Raw genomic sequence first — 21,242 nt, 5'->3', positions numbered from 1 at the left:
GTTTACATGATAGAGAGTAAAGTTGTAGATTCTGTACCAACTCTAAATGAGAATGGTTGTCAAATTTGGTGGGCAAGAATTTCAGATTTACAATCATGGCACTACAATTTACTAAATGATGTAGAGCGAGAGAAAGCAAATTCATATCATCATTCGGCAGATCGTGCACGTTTTATAATAGGGTGCGTAATTAGTAGATTAGTACTCGGAAAGATACTTTCCATGTCGCCAGTTCAAGTACCGATTGATCGAATGTGCCCAGTATGTAAGTTGCAACATGGTAGACCGCAATTACCAGAAGGTATGCCGCAATTATCAGTTTCACATTCGGGTGAGTGGGTTGTCGTTGCATTTACAAAATTTGCACCTGTTGGTGTTGATGTTGAACAAATGAATCCAAATGTAGATGTTATGAAAATGGCAGAGGGCGTATTAACAGACATTGAAATAGCACAAGTTATGAAATTACCTGATGAACAAAGATTAGAAGGATTTTTAACATATTGGACTCGAAAAGAAGCCGTACTGAAAGCGACTGGTGAAGGACTATTGATTCCACCGGTACATATTACAGTATCAGCTCCAAATGATCCTCCAAAATTGTTAGTTTTTAAGGATAAGCAAGAGATAGCGAAAAATACAATGATGGAAGATATAAGGCCAAGTGTAGATTATATGGCTGCAATTGCAATATTCAGTAAAGAAGTAACTGAAATTAAGCAGTTAGACGCGGTATCGCTTTTAAATAATAAATAAGTTTAATAAAACATTTTATAGAAGAGGTGTTCCTCATGTTAGTAGCGGAAAATAGAAAAAATGAATTAACTTATAATATACAAGCAATTAAAAATATTTTATTTTCTGGAGATACATCATCTATTCTTGCTTTAGAAAAGCTTTTGAATGATACAGTTCAGTTTGATGTTCTCGAACAAGAGCTACTTGATAGACAGTACATTCCGAAAGAAGCAAAGAATTTCTTTGATAAAAACGGAACATTTCTATACCGTGTATCTAATGTTATTTATAAAGGAAAGATTTTATCTGAAAATCTAATTTTTGCGGACACTTCGTTTTTACCGGATACAATAAAGAGTGAATTAGAGAGTGGAAATATTCCAGTTGAAAAGCTTATAGAAAAGATGGAAGTAAGAAGAAACGTATTATATGAAGGATATCAACCATCTGGAAATATTATCGAATTGTTTGATGGATGTTCTGTTGCGGCAAATGTATATCCAACTAGAAAATATCAAATTGTAAGTAACTGCAAATGTATATTTTATATTTGTGAAGTGTATCATGCAGAGAATATAAAGGAACTACTAAAATAAGAAATAAACAAGAAACCAGCCTATAAAATGGCTGGTTTCTTATTTATTTGACAGCTTCTTTTAATTCTTTACCTGCTTTAAATGCTGGAACTTTACCAGCAGCAATCTGAATTTCTTCTCCGGTTTGCGGATTACGCCCTGTACGAGCAGATCTTTCACGTACTTCAAAAGTTCCAAAGCCGATCAGTTGAACTTTATCGCCAGATTGTAATGCATTAGCAATTGTGTCAAATACGGATTGTACAGCTGCAGAAGCATCCTTTTGAGAAATATCAGCTGACTGTGCTACGTTTTTAATTAGTTCTGTTTTGTTCATTTTTTCACCTCATAATAAAATTTTTTGAATGAAAGTTTTAGTATAATAAGTAGAAAGAAAGGAATAAGTTTCACTAATAGAAAAAATGCTGAATCCTATAATTATCTTAATTTCGTTGAAAGAAACTGAATCCCTGCAATTAAGGGGATTTATTATGATTTGATGTATACAAAAAGTTTTTAAATAAGGTTGAGGGGGAGAATATATCTATGATTTTTCGTGAAAAGAATGAGAAAGAGATGATATTAATTCGCCAACATGATCATGGATTTTTAGCTGGAGAAATTGCCAGCTATATAAAAGATGATTTCTTTGAAGAAAAGTTATATTTTAAGGAAAGTATAAATGCGATTTATGAACATGATAGAGGATGGATTGGACTAGATAAAGTTCCGATTTTGAATGACGAAAAAAATATTCCATATACATTTATGGATTGTCCTAGTTCATTACGTTTTGTGTTCTATACAATCGGTTTGAATGAAATTGAAGCTTCAAATCTATACGGGGCGTTGCTTTGTAGTAAACACTTTTTGTCATTTCCACTAAATGAGGAAGATGAAGTGATGATGTCTTTTTATAAACAAGAATTGGATCGACAAAAAAGAATTCTGAAAATGCTAACAAAAAAACAACAGGTTATGTTTGATAAACATTATAGACTATTAAAGTTTTGTGATGAATTATCTTTATATACATGTATGAATAGGCCAGGTGTAAAAAAGGAAGATGAAATTAATTTATTTAAAGAGGGTTTTGAGGGAACAGAAATGTTCAATGAAAATAATGATAAGCGTTTAATTGCTGAATGGACAGATAAACAAACAATTCGAGTTAAGCCATTTCCATTTAAAAAGGAATTTGAAACATATGTGAAATATAAAGCTATAAGCAAGCGTTTAATTGAAGAAATAGGAATTGCAAAAGCTGATAGAGAATCGGAAGTTCAGAAGCAAACGATATATTTTATACAATAAAGAGGGGCATAACAAGAAAAAGGAATGATCTCACTTTATGAGCCATTCCTTGTAGAAATAAATTAACTTGCACGTTTTTTATTAAATTCCTTCAATTTCTCTGCTTGTAAAAAGCGATTGGTTTCAGCGACAACGATACCACTTAATCCAATTAGACCAATTAAGTTTGGAATCGCCATAAGTCCATTCGCAATATCTGCAAAAGTCCATACAACACCTAATTTTAAATTAGCACCAATAGCAATCATAACGATAAAGATTGCTTTATAATATCGTACAGCACCTTGTCCGAATAAATAAGCTACACACTTTTCACCGTAATACGACCAGCCTAAAATAGTAGAGTAGGCGAATAATATAATGGCGATACCGAGAATCATACTACCAGCAGTGCCGAATACGGATTGGAATGCTAATGTTGTAGCTTCAACGCCAGTTTTACCTGATTTCCACGCACCTGTTGTAATTAATACAAGTCCTGTAATTGTACATACAATAAATGTATCTAGAAAGGTACCAGTCATAGAAACTAAAGCTTGTTTTGCTGGGGAATCTGTTTTTGCAGCCGCAGCAGCAATTGGTGCACTACCTAAACCAGCCTCGTTAGCAAATACTCCGCGCGCCATTCCTATTTGAATTGCAGATGCAACAGTTGCTCCGATAAAACCACCAGCCGCCGCTGTCCCTTGAAATGCACCAGAAAAAATAAGTGAAAATGCTTCTGGGATTTGATCAAAGTGATAAAAGATAATAATAAGGCCAGCGATTATATAAAAGAAAGCTTTAATAGGAACGATATATCCAGTAACTTTACCGATCTTTTTTACACCGCCTAAAATAACGATAGCGATTAAGAATGACATGAGTATACCAGTTAATGCAGGAGGGAAAGAGAAGTTGATTCGCATTGCCTCTGCAACTGAATTAGATTGAACCATATTACCGATACCGAAAGAAGCAGTTGTACCGAATATAGCGAATAAAACAGCTAGCCATTTTTTGCCTAAACCACGTTCTAAATAATACATTGGTCCACCGGAGTATTCACCATTTTCATTACTAACACGGTATTTCACCGCAAGGATTGCTTCGGCATACTTTGTTGCCATTCCAAATAAAGCGGTAATCCACATCCAAAAGATTGCGCCGGGTCCACCGATTGTAACAGCAGTTGCTACACCGGCTATATTTCCCATACCAATCGTTGCGGCCATAGCTGTCATGAGCGCTTGAAAGTGACTAATATCTCCAGAAGATGATGTATCTTCTGATTTTTTAAATGCTAGTTTGTGAGCGTATAATAGTTTACTAAACTGTAAACCTTTTAAACGCATTGTGAGAATGATACCCGTACCAACGAGTAATAACAAAGTCGGTAATCCCCACACATACTGATTAATTTGTTCTAATACTTTACTTACTGTCTCCATCTTTATTCTCCTTTTTTAGAAAAAATAAAAACCACTTCAAGTAAATGAAATGGTCTCTGGAGAAACAAGGGATAGAAAAATAAACCGATACAAAACGGCATTTTCTTTCGCTTGTCTCTGTCCTTTTACCTGAGAGATTATCCGCTAATGTAGCGGATTTGCTCCTTCGGTGCTCGTTTTCCTCCGCGCTATACAAAAGCGAGAGGGAGTCTCTCCAGAGATTCGTCCCCATGCAGTTCTACTTGTAACCAAGACCTGAGAGTTTCAAAGTTGGTTCAGCAACTTTTTGCCCCGTCGGTAGATCAATAGACCTTCTCCTGAATGGTTCATCCGAATTATAAAATTAATAACTAAATGCATTGATTATAAGTATATATAATCAATAAACACATTATAGATACACAATAAGTGAATTGCAATCATTTTTTATTTTAAAATAGTAAACAAACTTATTTTTTTGATATCCCTAATTTATCTTCTATTTCATTTAATGTAGATAATGCAATGACAATATGTTGATCAGCAAGCCCTAAAGCATGTTTAGTATTTTCAATTGTTTCATTGACCGGAGTAGAGTTATTGTATCCATCTATGATCAAACCCGCTGCATTTTTCATGAAATTCGATGCAGCCTTAAATTCAGTTGTGAAATAAATTAGTTGTTCTTGTATATGTGCATCTGTTATGTTTTCCTCTGTTTTTATACTGTCTATTTCTTTAATTATTACTTCATATTGTTTGGAAATAGCATTCATTGTAACTAATAGTTTATTTTTGTCTACTGAATCACCGTAAGTATTAATCTCTTCCCAAGCAGGCAACCAATCTTTTTCAATTACAGTATTATAATTAGTAGTCAATTCATTAATTTTAGGTTGCAATGTAGTCCGGAAAGTTGTTGTATCAACGGTTTCTACAGTTACTGTTTCATTGCTTTTTTGATTTTTAGTTGTGTAGACAATAGTACCGACAATAATAGCAATAGAAACAAAAAGCAACCATTTGTTAAAAAGTAATTTTTTCAAGGTGTAACGCCTCCAAATTATAAAAACTCATAATTATAATATATAACAATAATGTTGTTAAAAGTAGTAAAATGATGAAGATAATATGTGAAAAAAGGGGATTTAAAGTGGAAACGAAAAGAAAAAGACGAGCTTCGAGTATTGCAATGGTCATTTTATTAGTTGGTTTATTTGCGCTCATATATATGAACAAAGAATCAATAATTGAAGATTTTCCAGTACTAATATCAGTAATACATATTTACCAGGATAATGAAATTTTAATAATATCACATGATTCGGAACGGAGTAGTTATTATTTATTTGAAAAATGAATGATGATAAAAGAGATAGGACGTAAACGACTCTATAGGAGTGTTTACGTCCTATTTTTTTGTTTTTAATTCTGAATTATTCGAATTATAATATATGTTATATGTGGAGTAAACAATATTTTGAAGGGGAATGAGTTGATAAATTGCCAAGAATAAAAAAAATAGGGCATTTTTGTCCTGTGGATGTTGAAGGATTTATTATAAATGATGCACATGTTGATAAAATTCAGCCTGTGTTTTTGGAGGTAATACAAGAAATAAAGGATACTTGTTGTCAATAGAAGAAATTTTATCGTTTTTAGATACGTTTGGTGATTGGTTAATAGAAAGAGCGGAGGATTATTTGAATAATATACGATTTTAATGACTCATAATTTTATTATGTAAACAAAATGTATTTAAGTAAAGAAGAGAGGCGAGGGATTTGGATTTTTATATTGTAGATGTCTTCTCACAAGGTAAGTATACAGGAAATCAACTTGCAGTATTTATGGGTGGGCATCAAATTTCTAGTGAGGAAATGCAGTCAATAGCAAAAGAAATGAATTTTGCAGAAACAGCTTTTATCATATCTGGCAAGAGAAGAGATAATGGGTATGATGTACGTATTTTTACACCTAATGAAGAAATTCCTTATGCCGGCCATCCAGCTTTAGGAACAGCATTTGTATTACGAAAAGAAATTCTTCAACTTACTACAATGAAAAGTGTGATATTACATTTTCAAGGTGGCTCTGCCGAAGTCACATTTCATAATGACAACGGTGTGTTATGGATGAATCAAAATGAACCTAATTTTGGATCGAAAATTGATAAGGATATTATAGCTAACGTATTAAATATTAATGTTTCTAATATAGACTGTCGTTATCCAGTTCAGGAGGTATCAACTGGTTTACCTGTAATTGTTGTGCCATTAAAATCGTTAGCAGCAGTAAAAGAAGTAAATATAAACAAAGAAAAGTATTTTCATTTAATAGAGAATCTAGCGGCGAAAGGCATCATGGTATTTACTTCTGAAACGTATGAGGAAATAAATGATCTTAATGTTCGTGATTTTGCAGATTATTATGGTATACCAGAAGATGCAGCAACTGGAAGTTCGAACGGTTGTTTAGCAGCGTATCTTCTAAAATATCGTTATTTTGGAACAGAAAAAATAAATATGCGTGTTGAACAAGGATATGAGATAAATAGGCCTTCTTTAATACATATACAAGCTGAAGAAGTAGAGAGTGAAACTAATGTTCGTGTAGGTGGAAAAGTAGAAAGTATTGCAAGTGGGAAATGGATCGTATCATAAGGGGGATTAGAAATGTTACTAAAAACAATATTTTGCAAGGTGGAAGAAGAGAAAAGGGAAATGTTTTCGGAGGCGCAAGAAAAATGGCGTGATTTGCAGCATTTAGATGGATTTCATGGACAATTTGGTGGGTGGAATGAAGATGAGGCGTGTGTATATACTTTATGGGAAGATAGAAATGCATATCAATCGTTCATGAATGATGCTCATGATACAATTTTTCTAAATAGTAATCAAGAAGGTACATATATTTCCTGTAATATTGAGATGTTTCAAACGTTGTATGATATAACAGAAACGCCTTTGAAAGATGTAATTACACAAGGATCATTTGTAAGAGTTGCAATTTGTGATGTGAAAGAAGGGAAAGAGAAGCATTTTTCATTTATACAAGAAACAATTTGGAATAAAGGAATGGAAAATGCAAATGGAATGTTAGGTGGAGTAGTTGGAAAGTCTTTAAAAAATGAAAATCGTTACATAGTGCTAACTTATTGGAAAAATGAAATGGCGCATCAAAATTATGTGGAAGAGATTTTTCCTGAGTTATATAAATTAGCTAACACTCATGAAGATATAGAAGAGATAAAAGGAAAACAAGTGGTTTGTAAGGAAGAATGGCTTGTATATTAAGTGCGCAAAAAGTGCATAAATGAATGTATAATAAAGATATTTTCTTATAAACAAGAAATTAATAGAAGACGTCATATACCCTTTCATGTTAATATATTTAAGTTAAAATAGGAGGCTTACCCTTTTGTATTGTACGGTAAAAGCAGTGTGAGCTTGAAATTTTTTATGAAAAGGATGTGCCTAACTTGCGTATCAATAAATTTATTAGTGAAGCTGGAAAAGCGTCTCGACGTGGAGCAGATAAGTTAATTAATGAGAGAAGAGTAATTATTAACGGTAAGGTTGCAAAAATTGGAGACCAAGTAAATCCAGGTGATGATGTACGAGTAAATGGAGAGCAACTTCGTATTGCTCGAGACCATGTGTATATCGCTTTAAATAAACCAGTAGGTATTACATGTACAAGTGAAAAAGCAGTAAAAGGTAATATTATCGATTTAGTGAATCATCCTTTACGAATTAGTCACATTGGACGTCTCGATAAAGACTCAGACGGTTTAATTTTGTTGACGAATGATGGTGATATTGTTAATGAAATTTTACGTGCTGAAAACAAACATGAGAAAGAATATATCGTTTCAGTAGATAAGCCGATTACACCTGAGTTTTTAGAGAAAATGGCAGCGGGTGTTAAAATTTTAGGAACAAAAACGCTTCCTTGTGAGATCACACAGTTATCAAAATATGAGTTCAAAATTATTTTAACACAAGGGCTGAATCGTCAAATTCGCCGTATGTGTGAAGCTTTAGGTTATCAAGTATACACGTTAAAACGTACGAGAATTATGAATATAGAGTTGAATAATTTACCAGTTGGACAGTGGAGAGATTTAACGAAAAAAGAGAAAAAACGCCTATTTTCAGACTTAAATTACGAACCACAAGATTGGTAAAATTGAGAAGTGACACCAAAATTTTTTTGGTGTCACTTTTTTAAGTTAAATAAATAATATTATTTAACACTTGCAAAAATAAAATGAATAAGATATATTAAATAACAATTAATGGATGTACTTTTAAAAGCAAAGAAAAGGACACGAGTTATTTTAACCGGTTATACAGAGAAGGAAGGAAAGCTGAGAACTTCCTAACGCAGAAAAATAACTTACCACCTTAGAGCTGCACTGGGGAAATCAAGTATCTAGTGCCGTGTAAGCGACGTTATCGCAAAAGAAGCCATTATGTTTTTTGTGATGGGAATCTGGGTGGAACCACGGATATAAGCATATTCGTCCCTATATTTAGGGATGAATATGCTTTTTTGCATTCAATTTTATAATAAGCGAAGAAAAGGACACGAGTTATTTTAACCGGTTATACAGAGAAGGAAGGAAAGCTGAGAACTTCCTAACGCAGAAAAATAACTTACCACCTTAGAGCTGCACTGGGGAAATCAAGTATCTAGTGCCGTGTAAGCGACGTTACCGTAAAAGAAGCCATTGTATTTTTACGATGGGAATCTGGGTGGAACCACGGGTATAAGCACGCTCGTCCCTATTTTAGGGATGAGTGTGCTTTTTATTATGAAATGGAGAGATGAAAAATGAAAGAACAGATGATTGAAATTAAATTTCCAGATGGAAGTGTTAAAGAATTTGTGAAAGGAATTACTTTAGAAGAAATTGCAGGCTCGATTAGCAGTAGTTTGAAAAAGAAAGCAGTCGCAGGAAAAGTTAATGATAAGCCTTTTGATTTACGTCGAAACATTGAAGAAAATGCGAAAGTTGAAATCATTACTATGGATTCAGATGAAGGGTTGAAAATTGCAAGACACTCTGCGGCACATATATTAGCGCAAGCTGTAAAAAGAATTTATGGTAATGTAAACCTTGGAGTAGGGCCTGTTATTGAAAATGGATTTTATTATGATATGGATCTTCCAAGTAGTGTAAACGTAGAAGATTTACCGAAAATCGAAAAAGAAATGAAAAATATTATAAATGAAAATGTAAAGATAGAACGAGTTGAGGTCTCTCGAGAAGAAGCAAAAAAATTATTTCAAGAAATGAACGATTACTTGAAATTAGAGCTTTTAGAAGCAATTCCTAATGAGGAAAGTGTAACACTATATAAACAAGGTGAATTTGTAGATTTATGTAGAGGACCACATTTACCATCTACAGGTTATTTGAAAGCATTCCAATTAACTCACGTTTCAGGTGCATATTGGCGAGGGGATAGTAACAATCAAGTGCTTCAACGTATATATGGTGTTGCATTTGCTTCTCAAAAAGAATTAGAAGAGTATTTGCATTTTGTTGAGGAGGCTGCGAAGAGAAATCATCGAAAATTAGGTAGTGAACTTGAATTGTTTATGTTTTCTGAAGAGGCACCGGGAATGCCGTTTTATTTACCGAAAGGGCAGATTATTCGAAATGAGTTAGAATCGTTTCTAAGAGAAATTCAAAAAGAGTATGATTACCAAGAAGTGCGTACTCCCTTTATGATGAACCAAGAATTATGGGAGAAGTCAGGGCACTGGGGACATTACAAAGACAATATGTATTTCTCAGAAGTAGATCATAAAAGTTTTGCATTAAAACCGATGAACTGCCCAGGGCATATGCTTATGTTTAAAAATAAATTGCATTCTTATCGCGAATTACCGATACGCATGTGTGAGTTCGGTCAAGTACATCGACATGAATTTAGTGGCGCTTTAAACGGATTATTAAGAGTTCGTACTTTCTGCCAAGATGATGCTCATTTATTTGTAACACCAGAACAAATTGAGGATGAAATTAAATCAGTTCTGGCGCAAATTGATTACGTCTACAAAACTTTTGGGTTCGAATATGAAGTAGAGCTTTCTACTCGTCCAGAAGATTCAATGGGAGACGATAAATTATGGGAGCAAGCAGAAGCAGCATTAGAAAATGTATTACAATCATTAAATTATAAATATAGACTAAATGAAGGTGACGGTGCATTTTACGGACCGAAAATTGATTTCCATATTAAAGATGCTTTAAATAGAAGTCATCAATGCGGAACAGTCCAACTAGATTTCCAAATGCCAGAGAAATTTGATTTAAATTATATTGATGAGAATAATGAAAAGAGAAGACCAGTTGTCATTCATCGAGCAGTTTTAGGATCTTTAGACCGCTTTTTAGCAATATTAATTGAGCACTTTGGAGGCGCGTTCCCGGCATGGGTGGCACCAGTTCAGGTGAAAGTAATTCCAGTTTCAAATGCAGTCCATGTACAATATGCAAATGAGGTTGCAGATAAATTAGCTCAAGCTGGTATTCGTGTTGAACGAGATATGCGAGAAGAAAAATTAGGATATAAAATAAGAGAAGCGCAAATGCAAAAAGTTCCTTATGTTCTTGTTATTGGGGATAAGGAAATGGAAAACAAAGCTGTAAATGTGAGAAAATATGGTGAGGAGAAGTCAGAAATTGTTGCACTAGATGTATTTGTGGAAAGTATGAAAAAGGAAATAAAAAATAGAAAATAGGGTTGATAAGAAAACACACCATTATAAAGTGGTGTGTTTTCTTTTTTACCTTACAAAAATGTAAGGTAAATGTAAGAGAAATCGAATGAACGAGTTTTAGAAAAGTGAGAAGATGAAGTAGGAAAAAGGTTCATGCTACTTATGTATCTCTTTGTGTTTGAAAAGTTAAAAAATTCTTAAGGATTTACATGAGAAAAAGATAAGAAATATATGAGAAATTAATATTATACAAAAGGGATGGAGTGAAAGAGATGTCAACAAATGTAGTTACTGTAGAAAGTGTAGAAAAAACGTATGGAAAAAGGAATGAGAATCAGTCAAAAGCGTTAAGGGGTGTATCGTTAAGTATAAAAGAAGGAGAATTTGTCGGGATTATGGGTCCTTCTGGATCTGGAAAAACGACATTACTTAATGTGATTAGTACACTTGATCAAGCGACAGGTGGTAGCGTTACAATAGCTGGCACAAATATTACTTCTATGAAGGGTAATGCATTATCGGATTTTCGCTCTCAAAAATTAGGGTTTATCTTTCAAGATTTTAACTTACTAGAAAACTTATCAATTTATGAAAATATCGCTTTACCACTTTCTCTGCAAGGCGTACCGTCAAGTGAGATTACTGGAAAAGTAAATGAGGTTGCAAAGAAATTAGGGATTACTGAAATATTAACAAAATATCCGACTGCTGTTTCTGGAGGGCAAAAGCAAAGAACAGCGGCAGCACGTGCTTTAGTACATAATCCAGCAATTGTATTAGCAGATGAACCGACCGGCGCACTTGATAGTAAAAATGCAAAAAGTTTATTAGAGGCAATGCAAGATTTACATGAAAATCACAATGTAAGTATTTTAATGGTTACACATGATGCGTTTAGTGCGAGTTATTGTGAGCGTATTTTATTTATTCAAGATGGTCTTCTATATAAAGAGTTAAAGCGTCAAGGAACACGAGAAAATTTCTATCAAGACATTTTAGGTGTGCTTGCTCATATGGGCTCAGCTGCTGAGTCTAAGTAAGGGGGCAAGACTATGTTATTCAAATTATCACGTCATAGTATGAAAAAGATGTTAAAAGATTATATGGTTTTACTTATTGGTCTAGTCATTAGTATTAGTATATTTTACATGTTCCAAACGATGGCAATGAATAGTGAATTTACAAAAGATAATAGTCTCATTAGTAGTATTAGGCTCGTCTTCTGGGTTGGTGCAATATTACTTTCTTTCATTACAGTTTTTTACATCATATATGCCAATTCTTTTTTACTTACATTAAGAAGGAAAGAACTCGGTATGTATATGATGCTTGGAGCGAAAAAGAAAAAAGTAGCGCAATTATTATTTGTTGAAACTTTTGGTATGGGTATTGTCAGTATTATTATCGGTATTCTAGTAGGAATAGTACTTGCTAGTGTAGCGGGGAATTTTCTAATGAACGGAATGGAAATTTCAGCAAAAGGTAATTATGCATCTGTATACACACCAGCTATATTAGTTACATCTATTTTCTTCTTAATATTATTTTTCATTACTGGTTTAATGAATAGTTTCCGATTATTACGTAAAACAGAATTAGAGTTAATACGTGAAGATGAAACGCAAGATGAGGTTAAGAAAAGTAAAACCCGCACTGTTATTATGACAGTACTAGGTGTATTGCTAGTAAGTACAGGATATTATTTTATGGTAAATATAAAACTATTTGCTGAACTAGGATTTATAATAGCGACAATTGTTACGACATTAGGAACGTATTTCATTTTCAGCTCATTACTCCCACTGTTTGTGATGAAAATTAAGGGGAATAAAAAACGAAATGAAACGGGATTAAATAGTTTTACTTATGCACAGTTACGTTTTCGAGTAACTAGTTTATCGAGAGTACTTGGCACTGTAGCGATGTTAATTGCATTAGGTGCAGGTGCGATGACAGCAGGTATGGCGTTTCAGAAGAATGTAGGCATTATGACAGACTTTTCACGTGTATATGATGTCGTAATACATGATCCAAATGAAAAAGATGAAGCGGCATTAAAAGATATGAATATTGTAGAAGAAGGAAAATATAAGTATAAAGTTGATGGAGAAGCAGTGTATTATTTACGTAACGATTTAACTGCGAAACCACCACTTGTTTCCGATCATTTTGATACAAAAACTTTAAAAGAGCCTGCTCGTAAACGTGTAAATGAGCCTTTAACTGAACCTGTATATTCTGCTTTGGAAGCTCCGGATGTAGCAAATAAACTTCCGCGTATGCCAAAAGATTGGGAGGATGCAATTGTAAGAGAGATACAAATTACCCATAATCAATTTAACGGAAAACCTGTAAGAATTGCAGACGAAGAGCATTATAAAGGAATTCAAGGAACTGAACATACTGTAACGTTAGCAAAAGTAGATGATATGAAAAAATATAAACCGTTGTTGATTGATATAGATAAAAGACAAAAAGAAATGATTGAAAAAACAACTGGTGAAGAAGTAAATTTATTTACGAAAATGACGATATATCAATTCATGAATAGCTTCATGAGCGGAACAATGTTTATGGGATTTTTCCTTGGAATTGCATTTTTAGCAATGATGGCAAGTTCCCTTATGTTCAAAATATTAACGGGTGCTTCTCGTGATGTACGACGTTATGAAATGTTACGAAAAATCGGTGTGAGACGTAGTATGTTAACAAAAAGTATATATAAAGAGATTTCATATTTATTTATCTTCCCAGCGATCATTGGAATTTCCCACGTGTTAGTAGGTCTTAACTTATTTAGCTTTATATTAGTTGACCCGTTTGTAAAAGTATGGATGCCAATAGGAATCTTTTTAGTAATTTATTTCATTTATTATTGGATTACTGTCCAACTTTATAAAGGTATGGTAATGCCGAAAGAAGAGGTAGCGAAATAGTTTAATAAAAAAGTCCTTGTTATGAAAACAAGGGCTTTTTTATGTGTGTTTATATAAAGACGTGTACGTGAGATGTTATCAAGCTCTAATGATTTAAATTCACGGGTGATATTGAATATTCGGAAAATATTAAGGGTTATTGTAGTAAAAAGTTAAGAAGTGTATGGGAAATTAATAATGTACAAAAAGATTGGGATGAAATAAATAGTTAGAATAATTAGCGAAAAGGTTTAGAGATTTTAGATAAATATCAACTCCAGCTTCGTGAAGCGAAGAGAAATGCAAAGACTCTTGTATTATTGAACAAGGGTCTTTTTTTAGGTTGTTTTTTATAAAGAAGGAAAAGATTGGATAATGGTCGAAAAAATATAATATGACTTCCGAGAAATGACTGAAATAATAATATTTTGTCGAGAGAAAGGATATTACGTATGAAAGAAATGCTACAGTTATTTCGCAACAAAATTTATGTACGCTTTTTTCTAGCAAATATTTTAGAGAGACTCGGTTCTATGATTGCTGGAATATCTTTAATGTTTTATTTGTTAGATCAATACGGAAAACAGCCAGTTTACGCAACGACGACGCAAATTATGATTGCATTACCTGCACTAATCTTTTTTCTATTAGTAGGGACAGTAGTGGATAGATTTGATAGACAACGTATTTGTACGGTAAGTAATATATGTTGTTCTCTCTGTAATATCGGAATTCTAATTTCGCTTTATTACGGGATGATTATACTTGTCTTTATATTTTTATTTTTGGAAAATGCATGTATTCAATTTTTCTCCCCATCTGAGCAGGCTATGATTCAGGGAGTAGTAGAATCAGATCAATACGGTGCAGCAGCAGGTATTAATCAAATGGTAACTAGTTTGTATGCTTTATTTGGTGTAGGAATTGCAACAATGGTATATTGGACATTTGGAATTTATGGGAGCATTTTAGTTAATACATTCACCTTTATTGCGAGTGGTATTTTAATTCAAACAATTTCAATTCCAGAAAGTGTTCGTTTGCCGAATGGTAGAACAAAATGGAATGAAGTTAACCTAAAGATGTTAATAACAGAGTTTAAAGAAGGACTCAAGTATATATACCAAAATGAAACTTTAAAAAAGTTACTATTAGGATTTATCGTATTTGGACTATTAAATGGCATTTTAAGCGTATCGACTACTTACATATTAAAATACAAATTAGCTCCAGAAACGTATGAAAGTTTAGCAATGGTTGGTGGGATAGTTGGAGGGATCTCATTACTAGTCGGGAGTGTAGTAGCAACGAGTGCAGGTAAGAAATATGCACCAAAATCTATTATTGTTTTTGGGATGGCCGGCTCAGGAGTCTTCTTCGGTATGTGCTACTTTGTAAATCACGTATGGTCTTTTTATGTATGTATAGCTTTTGCAACTTTCTTTCTACCGTTCATTAATATCGCAATATCAGGCTGGATGTATAAAATTGTAGAAGAGTCATTTATGGGGCGCGTTCAAAGTTTACTGAGTCCATTAACAACAGGGTTTCAACTGTTATCTCTAGGTGCAATAGCAATGTTGTTCCCAAAATGGATTGGTGCAGATACATTGTATATTATTTTATTTGGTTTATTATTATTTGTTACGTGTTTATATCAAGCTATTTTACCTAATGGGAAAAAGCGAGTGCAGGATGTAACTGAAGAGATGTAATATATCTGGTTTTTTATTTCTGAATATTCTATCAAGAAATCAAGGGGTAATAGTTATGTTGATACGAATTGTTAGATGGTGTGGGATTACTTGTTTACAGTTATTTGCTGCAATTTTGTGTATAATCTGTCTAGGTGCACTCCCTCGTTTATTTAAAGGATTGCAAATTGATTTAATCGGTTTTTGGAACACGATTGTGTTTCTTGGAGGGAAGTTACTTCGACCGGGTGAAATTACATTTGGATTTCGAGACTCAAGAAAATTATTTCCACAAATTTGGATTCATTATATTGAAACGATGATCGTATTTCTCTCAGCTTTTTTACTGTCTTTGCTTATAGCATATGTACTTGTCGTTTGGGTATTGCAGCGTTCTCATATGAAGCAGAAAGTGTGGAATGGGGTTTTTCTTACTCTTGAAAGTATACCGGATATTTTACTTATTTTATTATCGCAACTTCTTGTCGTAATTGTTTTTCAAAAAACAGGATTTATGCCAATAAAACTTGCTGGAATAGGAGAAGAGAGAGTACGGTTGTTACCCATTATATGTCTTACGATACCAACAACGTTACTATTTATAAAACTATTGTTATTACGATTTAGAGAAGAAATGGAAAAAGATTATAGTATATTTGCGAAGAGTAAAGGGCTAAGTTTACGACATATTTTAACACATCATATTTCAAGAAATGTCTTGTTAACAACAATCTATTATGCAAAAACAAATATTTTATTCATGTTATCAAATTTATATATTATTGAATGGATATTTAATACGTACGGCATGTTTGTTTTTGTAAAAGAAAATTCAAAGTTAGAAATATTTACAGTAAGTTTAATAATATTATACGTACCGCTTTTTATACTATTTCGTTTATTACATACGTTCTTACAAAATGTTATAAAGGAGCGTGTATAATATGTGGCAAGTTGTAAAAAAAGATGTGAGATTTTGGCTAGGTATCACTTTTTTAAGTGTACTTATGATTGTTAGTATTGGGAATACGTTGTTTTTCGATGGGAATATTCGTGAACTTACGATGATGTATAACGAAAAAGGAGAACTAGAGGCAGCTCCGTTTTCACCATCGAGTAAATTTTGGTTCGGTAGTGATGCGAAAGGACGCGACCTTGTCCAGTTAATAATAGAAGGAGCGAAATGGACAGTCGGTGCAAGTATCGTTATCGCATTTTTACGTGTGGCAATTGGTGGAGTTATTGGCTTATTACTAGGAATGTACAGTAAAAGATCATTTCCAGTTATTTCATCTTTTTTTGATCCTTTTAGTATTGTACCAATGGTTATGATTTCCTATTTTATGTTAAATGAAGTTTTAACGTTTGATAGTGGAGAAGAAGTTGTGCCGTTGTATTTGCGAGTGGCATTTCAAATTATAGTTCTTGCATGTCTTGCTGTACCAACAGTTATGTTGTATATAGCGCAAGAAGTAAAACGTATTAAGAAAGAAGAATTTATATTGGCAGCCACTGTGCTCGGTGGAAGTAAGTGGCAGAGGTTGAAGCGCCATATATGGCCGCATATGTTACCATCATTTCTTTTATTAGTAGCCCAACAATTTGTGAGTACGTTATTACTTCTCTTACACCTTGGTTTGTTGCAATTATTTTTTGGTGGAACAATAACCTTCAGTGGAATGGATCCAGATAGTGTAACGAAAGAATGGACAGGCTTAATTGGTCAAAATTTCCGTCACTTAACTACACATACATGGATTGTACTTATACCAATCGCTTTCTATAGTATGACAATCTTGTCAGGAAATCTTATTAGTAATAGTATGCAAGATGCGATTAAGCTAGGAAATGTTAGAAGAGCGAATCGGAAGAAGGAAGAAGTGAAAGTAGAGAAACAAATACAACCTACTGTGAATGATTTTTCTTTCTATAGAGAGGTACAAAAATAAAGAAAGATAGCTGAAGATAAATTGTTTTCAGCTATCTTTCTTTTATATTTTAAAGTGGTGGTAGATCAATCTTACCTTCTTCAAATAATTCTTTTATCATATGTTTCGTATAACCGGCCGCTTGACCAAATGTGATTTTTGCTGGCATTGGTGCTTCATTTACATCTACTACTACATCAATAATACACGGTTTATTTTGTTTTACTGCGTTTTCAAAAGCAGGGAGTAGTTCATCTAAATTCTCAACTCGATATCCAATACCGCCGCAAGCCTCTGCGTATTTAGCGAAATCAGGATTCGTTAAGTCTGTGCCGAATTCGATATTACCCATAACTTCTTGTTCGAATTTAATCATGGCGATCTTATTATTGTTTAATACGATGACAACGATTGGCAGTTTATATTTAACAGCTGTTACAAAGTCGTTCATTGTCATTCCAAACCCGCCGTCACCACAAACTGCAAACACTTGTTTATCCGGGAAAGCAATTTTTCCAGCAAGTGCACCAGGTAAGCCACAACCAAGTGTGGCAAGCCAGCTAGAAATGATAAATTGCTGGTTTGTCATACGGAAGTGCCTTGCTGTCCACACTGTTACATTTCCGACATCGACAGATAAGATTGCATCATCTTCTGCTACTTTCTGCAGAGCATGCATAACTCGCTGTGGTTTAATTGGGGTCGAAGAATCTTCTTCTTGATTGTGTAATTTTTCTTCCCACTTTTTCATCATTTCTTGGTGGTGTTCTAAGAACGAATAGTCTTCATGATTTTCTACATTTGCAATTAACCATTTTAATGTCTTATCAGCATCACCAGCTAATCCGATATCTGTCGCATAACGTTTCCCGATTTGAGCAGGGTCTGTATCAATATGAAGTGTTTTTGCTTGTTCGGGTAAGAACCCAGTGAACGGATAAGAAGTCCCAACCATAATTAAAGTATCCGCATGTTTCATTGCTTCATATGAAGGTTTCGTTCCGATTAACCCTAATCCGCCAATACAAAGAGGGTGTTCATCAGGGATGATTCCTTTAGCGGGTAATGTAAGTACGATTGGAGCACCGATATGTTCAGCAAATGCAAGTAAAGACTCTCTCGCATGTTTTGCGCCTTTACCAGCTAAAATAACAGGTTTTTTCGCTTCGTTTAATGCGTGTTTTGCTAAAGTTAAATCTTCATTTTGCGGAAATAATTCAGGTAATGTGAAAGAAGAGTTTGTAATACGTGCTCCATTTTTCACTTCAAATTTTGGGACATCATCTGGAATGGTAAGAACAGATACACCTTTTTTCGTATATGCCATTCGAATCGCTTGATTCACTACAGCGGGTAACTGTTCAGCTGACATAATTCGTTGATTATAAACCGCAACATCATCAAACATTCTTTCTAAGTTTACTTCTTGGAAAAATCCTGTTCCAAGTAAATCGCTTTCAACTTGTCCTGTAATTGCTAGTACAGGAGCTTGATCGAGTTTCGCATCATACAAACCATTGAGTAAATGGATTGCTCCAGGTCCAGCAATAGCCATACAAACGCCAAGTTTTCCTGTTAGCTTCGCATAGGCTGCGGCTGCGAGTGCGCCAGCTTCCTCATGACGAACTTGAATGAATTTGATTTTATCTTGTTTTTTTCTTAAAGGCTCAATAATAGAGTTAATAGAGTCTCCCGGCATACCATATATATGCTCTACCCCCCAATCAATTAATAGGTCAACTAGTGCTTCACCGGCTGTTTTTCCAAACATAATCGTTCCTCCTTGTAATAGGTAGATACTATTATGTTTTGGAGAAAAAGGAAAAATATACAAATAATAAAACATATTTGTTTTAATGATGACCAGTAAAAAGGGCGAAGACTGTTATAAGTAAAAAGCCACTAATAGACCATGATAGAAACGCAAGGAAAGTTAACTGTTTTTTTGCTTTCCAAAGCATTTCATGAATTGTGACATAACCTAGGGAACCAATTGCACTTCCCATAATCAGTCCTTGTAAAAGGGGAGCTTTCCCGTCCATCATAATGCCAAAAACAGTACCGGTACCTAGAATTAGGGAAAGTAATAAAGTTGTTAATAAAAATGAAATGTATTTATGCTTTGTAAAAAGAAATGGAATGATTAACGCTAATCCTTCTGGAATATGGTGAATAACAATCGCAAGTAAGAAAGGAATGGCAGAGTCATTATGATTTATAAAAGCTGTACCTAACGCAAAGCCACTCGGCATATTATGAATAAATATAGCGAAAGAAAGAAAAAGGAAGGTTTGCCATGCTTGTTGATCTTTTTTATGTATCATTGGATGATGGCAATAATTATCTAATAAACTCATAACTAATACTCCGATAGCAATCCCAAGTATAGGACCAATTATTTCATAGCTTGAAAATGTTTCAGGAATAATTTCAAGTGATAATAATCCAAGTAAAATACCACCACATAATGCGTATAAACGATGCATTTTTTCTTCAATTAGCTGGCGCGTAGCAATGCCAACAGCACCGCCTAATAGTAATCCACCGAATGAAAAAAACGTAACAATCATTGGAATCCATAATCGTTCCATAGTATCACACTCCGATTCTATACCCTTGTTTTTAGCTTACTAATGGGAGAGGCAGGTTAGTCCAAATAATCGTGTTTGATTATAGAGAAAAAACTAATAATTCGTTATAATTTATATATTAAATTTAAGTGGAAATATGAAATGGGGAATAAGTTTGCAAACTAAGTGGAGTCTATCAGAATATGAAAATCCAAAACGATATGATATAGAAAATAAAAGTTTGTCAGATTTTCCGTTTTTACTTTCATGGGCACAAAAACTAAGTATACAAAATGAATGGATTCTAGATATTGCTTGTGGAACAGGAAGGGTTACAATTCCATTTATAGAAAGCGGATATCAAATGATTGGTGTAGATATACATGAAGGAATGCTTGCTGAAGCGAAGAGAAAATCTACGGAGTGTAAAAAAGTAAAATGGCTACAACAAGACTGCTTACAATTGAAGATTGAAGAAACGATTCCGTTAGCATTTATGGTAGGACATGGATTCCAACATTTTCTTACGAATACACATCAAAATCAATTTAAATGGATAGACAATGGAGTGAAAGTGGAATTAACACGGTAGCCTAAAATACCGTGTTAATTTTTATCCCACTATTTGCAGAATAAAAGTTTTAATATCACACGCTATAACTCATCGAGTGAACCAGATGCACTTGCTTCAACGGATTATGAATAATAGCAATTTATTCTATCCAAAGAAATTTATAGCATTGTATAATGAAAAGTATATAAACATTGTAACTAGTGGGGGAATTTATGTGAAAAAAATCACATTTTGTTTTGGAATCATATTAACGTTATCATTAAGCGGATGTATCAGTTTTGGTAAAGAAACTACTGATACTATATACTTAATTCCTGAAGAGTACGAAGGGGATCTACTTGTTCTTTACAACGTACCTGGAGCTGAGTTGTTACGAGAAGAAGATGGATTTAGTGTTGTCACTTTCTCAGCTGACGGGACCGCTGTGACATCTACAAAAAATATGAAATATGGCACAGTAAATGATATATATTACACAGTAAACAAAGAAGGAAAGCGTACAAAGCTTGACTCTAGCTGCATACACCCTGGTTCAAATGGAAGCATAACCGAAAACGTTGGGGAATCAAATGAGCGCACATTCCCGCATGCTAAACTAGAGGTGACCCGTACAGCATGTTCTGAAGAATTTTCAACCTCTGGTAGGGAAGTACCAGAGAACCAAGAACACCCGTCTGAAAAGAAGCTGAGTGATTTAATGCAGCGAGTACATGAACAGTATATGAATAAAGAACAGTAAAACAGCATTTTTGCTAAAAGGCTTTTTTATAAATACGGAATATTGAAG

The 21,242-nt window shown here is 33.8% G+C and carries 19 protein-coding genes, 2 pseudogenes, 1 riboswitch and 2 other annotated features; of the genes and pseudogenes, 16 read left to right on the top strand and 5 right to left on the bottom strand.

Translation table 11 applies throughout. From position 1 onward, the window contains the following. Positions 1 to 6: 6 nt before the first annotated feature. Together sfp and U860_RS0125390 are read left to right on the top strand one after the other, a co-directional pair. Positions 7 to 756: a 4'-phosphopantetheinyl transferase Sfp gene (sfp, locus tag U860_RS0125395; RefSeq protein WP_025150727.1), complete on the top strand. Its 750-nt coding sequence runs from the start codon at positions 7 to 9 to the stop codon at positions 754 to 756. 35 nt (positions 757 to 791) lie between these two features. After that, complete coding sequence (locus tag U860_RS0125390; RefSeq protein ID WP_025150726.1) at positions 792 to 1,334, top strand: hypothetical protein; 543 nt, start codon at positions 792 to 794, stop codon at positions 1,332 to 1,334. A 43-nt stretch (positions 1,335 to 1,377) separates the two neighbouring features. On the opposite strand, the gene U860_RS0125385 is transcribed toward U860_RS0125390, so the two are convergent. After that, positions 1,378 to 1,650, bottom strand: a complete 273-nt coding sequence (locus tag U860_RS0125385) for an HU family DNA-binding protein (protein ID WP_001043905.1) — start codon at positions 1,648 to 1,650, stop codon at positions 1,378 to 1,380. Positions 1,651 to 1,859: 209 nt separating this feature from the next. On the opposite strand from U860_RS0125385, the gene U860_RS0125380 reads away from it, so the two are divergent. Then, complete coding sequence (locus U860_RS0125380; protein WP_025150725.1) at positions 1,860 to 2,627, top strand: DUF3891 family protein; 768 nt, start codon at positions 1,860 to 1,862, stop codon at positions 2,625 to 2,627. A 62-nt stretch (positions 2,628 to 2,689) separates the two neighbouring features. Here U860_RS0125380 and U860_RS0125375 read toward each other — a convergent pair whose 3' ends face one another. Beyond that, a complete protein-coding gene (locus U860_RS0125375) occupies positions 2,690 to 4,057 on the bottom strand; it encodes a sodium:alanine symporter family protein (protein WP_025150724.1) in 1,368 nt (455 codons plus the stop codon). Positions 4,058 to 4,164: 107 nt separating this feature from the next. Continuing rightward, positions 4,165 to 4,285, bottom strand: a riboswitch (glycine riboswitch). Positions 4,286 to 4,506: 221 nt separating this feature from the next. Continuing rightward, positions 4,507 to 5,082, bottom strand: coding sequence for a hypothetical protein (locus U860_RS0125370; protein ID WP_025150723.1), 576 nt, complete (start codon positions 5,080 to 5,082; stop codon positions 4,507 to 4,509). A 107-nt stretch (positions 5,083 to 5,189) separates the two neighbouring features. Between U860_RS0125370 and U860_RS31975 the strand changes: the two genes are divergently transcribed. The 11 genes and pseudogenes from U860_RS31975 to U860_RS0125315 all read left to right on the top strand — a co-directional run bounded on the left by U860_RS31975 (position 5,190) and on the right by U860_RS0125315 (position 17,332). Then, positions 5,190 to 5,396 (top strand): hypothetical protein, encoded by a 207-nt coding sequence (locus U860_RS31975; RefSeq protein WP_025150722.1) that lies wholly within the window; start codon positions 5,190 to 5,192, stop codon positions 5,394 to 5,396. A 143-nt stretch (positions 5,397 to 5,539) separates the two neighbouring features. Continuing rightward, positions 5,540 to 5,674, top strand: a pseudogene (locus U860_RS35365) (nucleotidyltransferase); the annotation flags it as partial. 146 nt (positions 5,675 to 5,820) lie between these two features. Then, on the top strand, positions 5,821 to 6,699 hold the full coding sequence (locus U860_RS0125355; protein ID WP_025150721.1) for a PhzF family phenazine biosynthesis protein: 879 nt from the start codon (positions 5,821 to 5,823) through the stop codon (positions 6,697 to 6,699). Between the two features lie 12 nt (positions 6,700 to 6,711). Further along, a complete protein-coding gene (locus U860_RS0125350) occupies positions 6,712 to 7,332 on the top strand; it encodes a DUF4937 domain-containing protein (protein ID WP_025150720.1) in 621 nt (206 codons plus the stop codon). 185 nt (positions 7,333 to 7,517) lie between these two features. Further along, complete coding sequence (gene rluF / locus U860_RS0125345) at positions 7,518 to 8,225, top strand: 23S rRNA pseudouridine(2604) synthase RluF (RefSeq protein ID WP_025150719.1); 708 nt, start codon at positions 7,518 to 7,520, stop codon at positions 8,223 to 8,225. Between the two features lie 123 nt (positions 8,226 to 8,348). Further along, positions 8,349 to 8,572 (top strand) — a binding site (T-box leader). Between the two features lie 36 nt (positions 8,573 to 8,608). After that, positions 8,609 to 8,831, top strand: a binding site (T-box leader). 44 nt (positions 8,832 to 8,875) lie between these two features. Continuing rightward, a complete protein-coding gene (thrS, locus tag U860_RS0125340) occupies positions 8,876 to 10,795 on the top strand; it encodes a threonine--tRNA ligase (RefSeq protein ID WP_025150718.1) in 1,920 nt (639 codons plus the stop codon). Positions 10,796 to 11,046: 251 nt separating this feature from the next. Further along, positions 11,047 to 11,814 carry an ABC transporter ATP-binding protein gene (locus U860_RS0125335; RefSeq protein ID WP_000106429.1) on the top strand — a complete coding sequence of 256 codons (768 nt, stop codon included), beginning with the start codon at positions 11,047 to 11,049 and terminating at the stop codon, positions 11,812 to 11,814. A gap of 12 nt (positions 11,815 to 11,826) precedes the next feature. Continuing rightward, positions 11,827 to 13,710 (top strand): FtsX-like permease family protein, encoded by a 1,884-nt coding sequence (locus U860_RS0125330; RefSeq protein WP_025150717.1) that lies wholly within the window; start codon positions 11,827 to 11,829, stop codon positions 13,708 to 13,710. Positions 13,711 to 14,141: 431 nt separating this feature from the next. Further along, positions 14,142 to 15,404: an MFS transporter gene (locus U860_RS0125325; protein WP_025150716.1), complete on the top strand. Its 1,263-nt coding sequence runs from the start codon at positions 14,142 to 14,144 to the stop codon at positions 15,402 to 15,404. 55 nt (positions 15,405 to 15,459) lie between these two features. After that, positions 15,460 to 16,326, top strand: coding sequence for an ABC transporter permease subunit (locus U860_RS0125320; protein WP_025150715.1), 867 nt, complete (start codon positions 15,460 to 15,462; stop codon positions 16,324 to 16,326). A gap of 1 nt (position 16,327) precedes the next feature. Then, positions 16,328 to 17,332, top strand: coding sequence for an ABC transporter permease subunit (locus tag U860_RS0125315; protein ID WP_025150714.1), 1,005 nt, complete (start codon positions 16,328 to 16,330; stop codon positions 17,330 to 17,332). A 49-nt stretch (positions 17,333 to 17,381) separates the two neighbouring features. On the opposite strand, the gene U860_RS0125310 is transcribed toward U860_RS0125315, so the two are convergent. After that, the gene (locus tag U860_RS0125310) at positions 17,382 to 19,082 is read right to left on the bottom strand and encodes a pyruvate oxidase (RefSeq protein WP_025150713.1); all 1,701 of its coding nucleotides are present in this window, start codon (positions 19,080 to 19,082) and stop codon (positions 17,382 to 17,384) included. A gap of 82 nt (positions 19,083 to 19,164) precedes the next feature. Beyond that, positions 19,165 to 19,902 carry a ZIP family metal transporter gene (locus tag U860_RS0125305; protein ID WP_025150712.1) on the bottom strand — a complete coding sequence of 246 codons (738 nt, stop codon included), beginning with the start codon at positions 19,900 to 19,902 and terminating at the stop codon, positions 19,165 to 19,167. A gap of 136 nt (positions 19,903 to 20,038) precedes the next feature. Here U860_RS0125305 and U860_RS0125300 point away from each other — a divergent pair. Together U860_RS0125300 and U860_RS0125295 are read left to right on the top strand one after the other, a co-directional pair. Beyond that, positions 20,039 to 20,428, top strand: a pseudogene (locus U860_RS0125300) (class I SAM-dependent methyltransferase); the annotation flags it as partial. A 241-nt stretch (positions 20,429 to 20,669) separates the two neighbouring features. Continuing rightward, entirely contained in the window at positions 20,670 to 21,194 is a 525-nt protein-coding gene (locus tag U860_RS0125295; RefSeq protein WP_025150710.1) for a hypothetical protein, read from the top strand. Positions 21,195 to 21,242: the final 48 nt, after the last annotated feature.

Source organism: Bacillus sp. H1a, from assembly GCF_000633475.1.
Classification (GTDB): domain Bacteria; phylum Bacillota; class Bacilli; order Bacillales; family Bacillaceae_G; genus Bacillus_A; species Bacillus_A paramycoides.
This window is presented reverse-complemented; position numbering and strand designations above follow the sequence as displayed.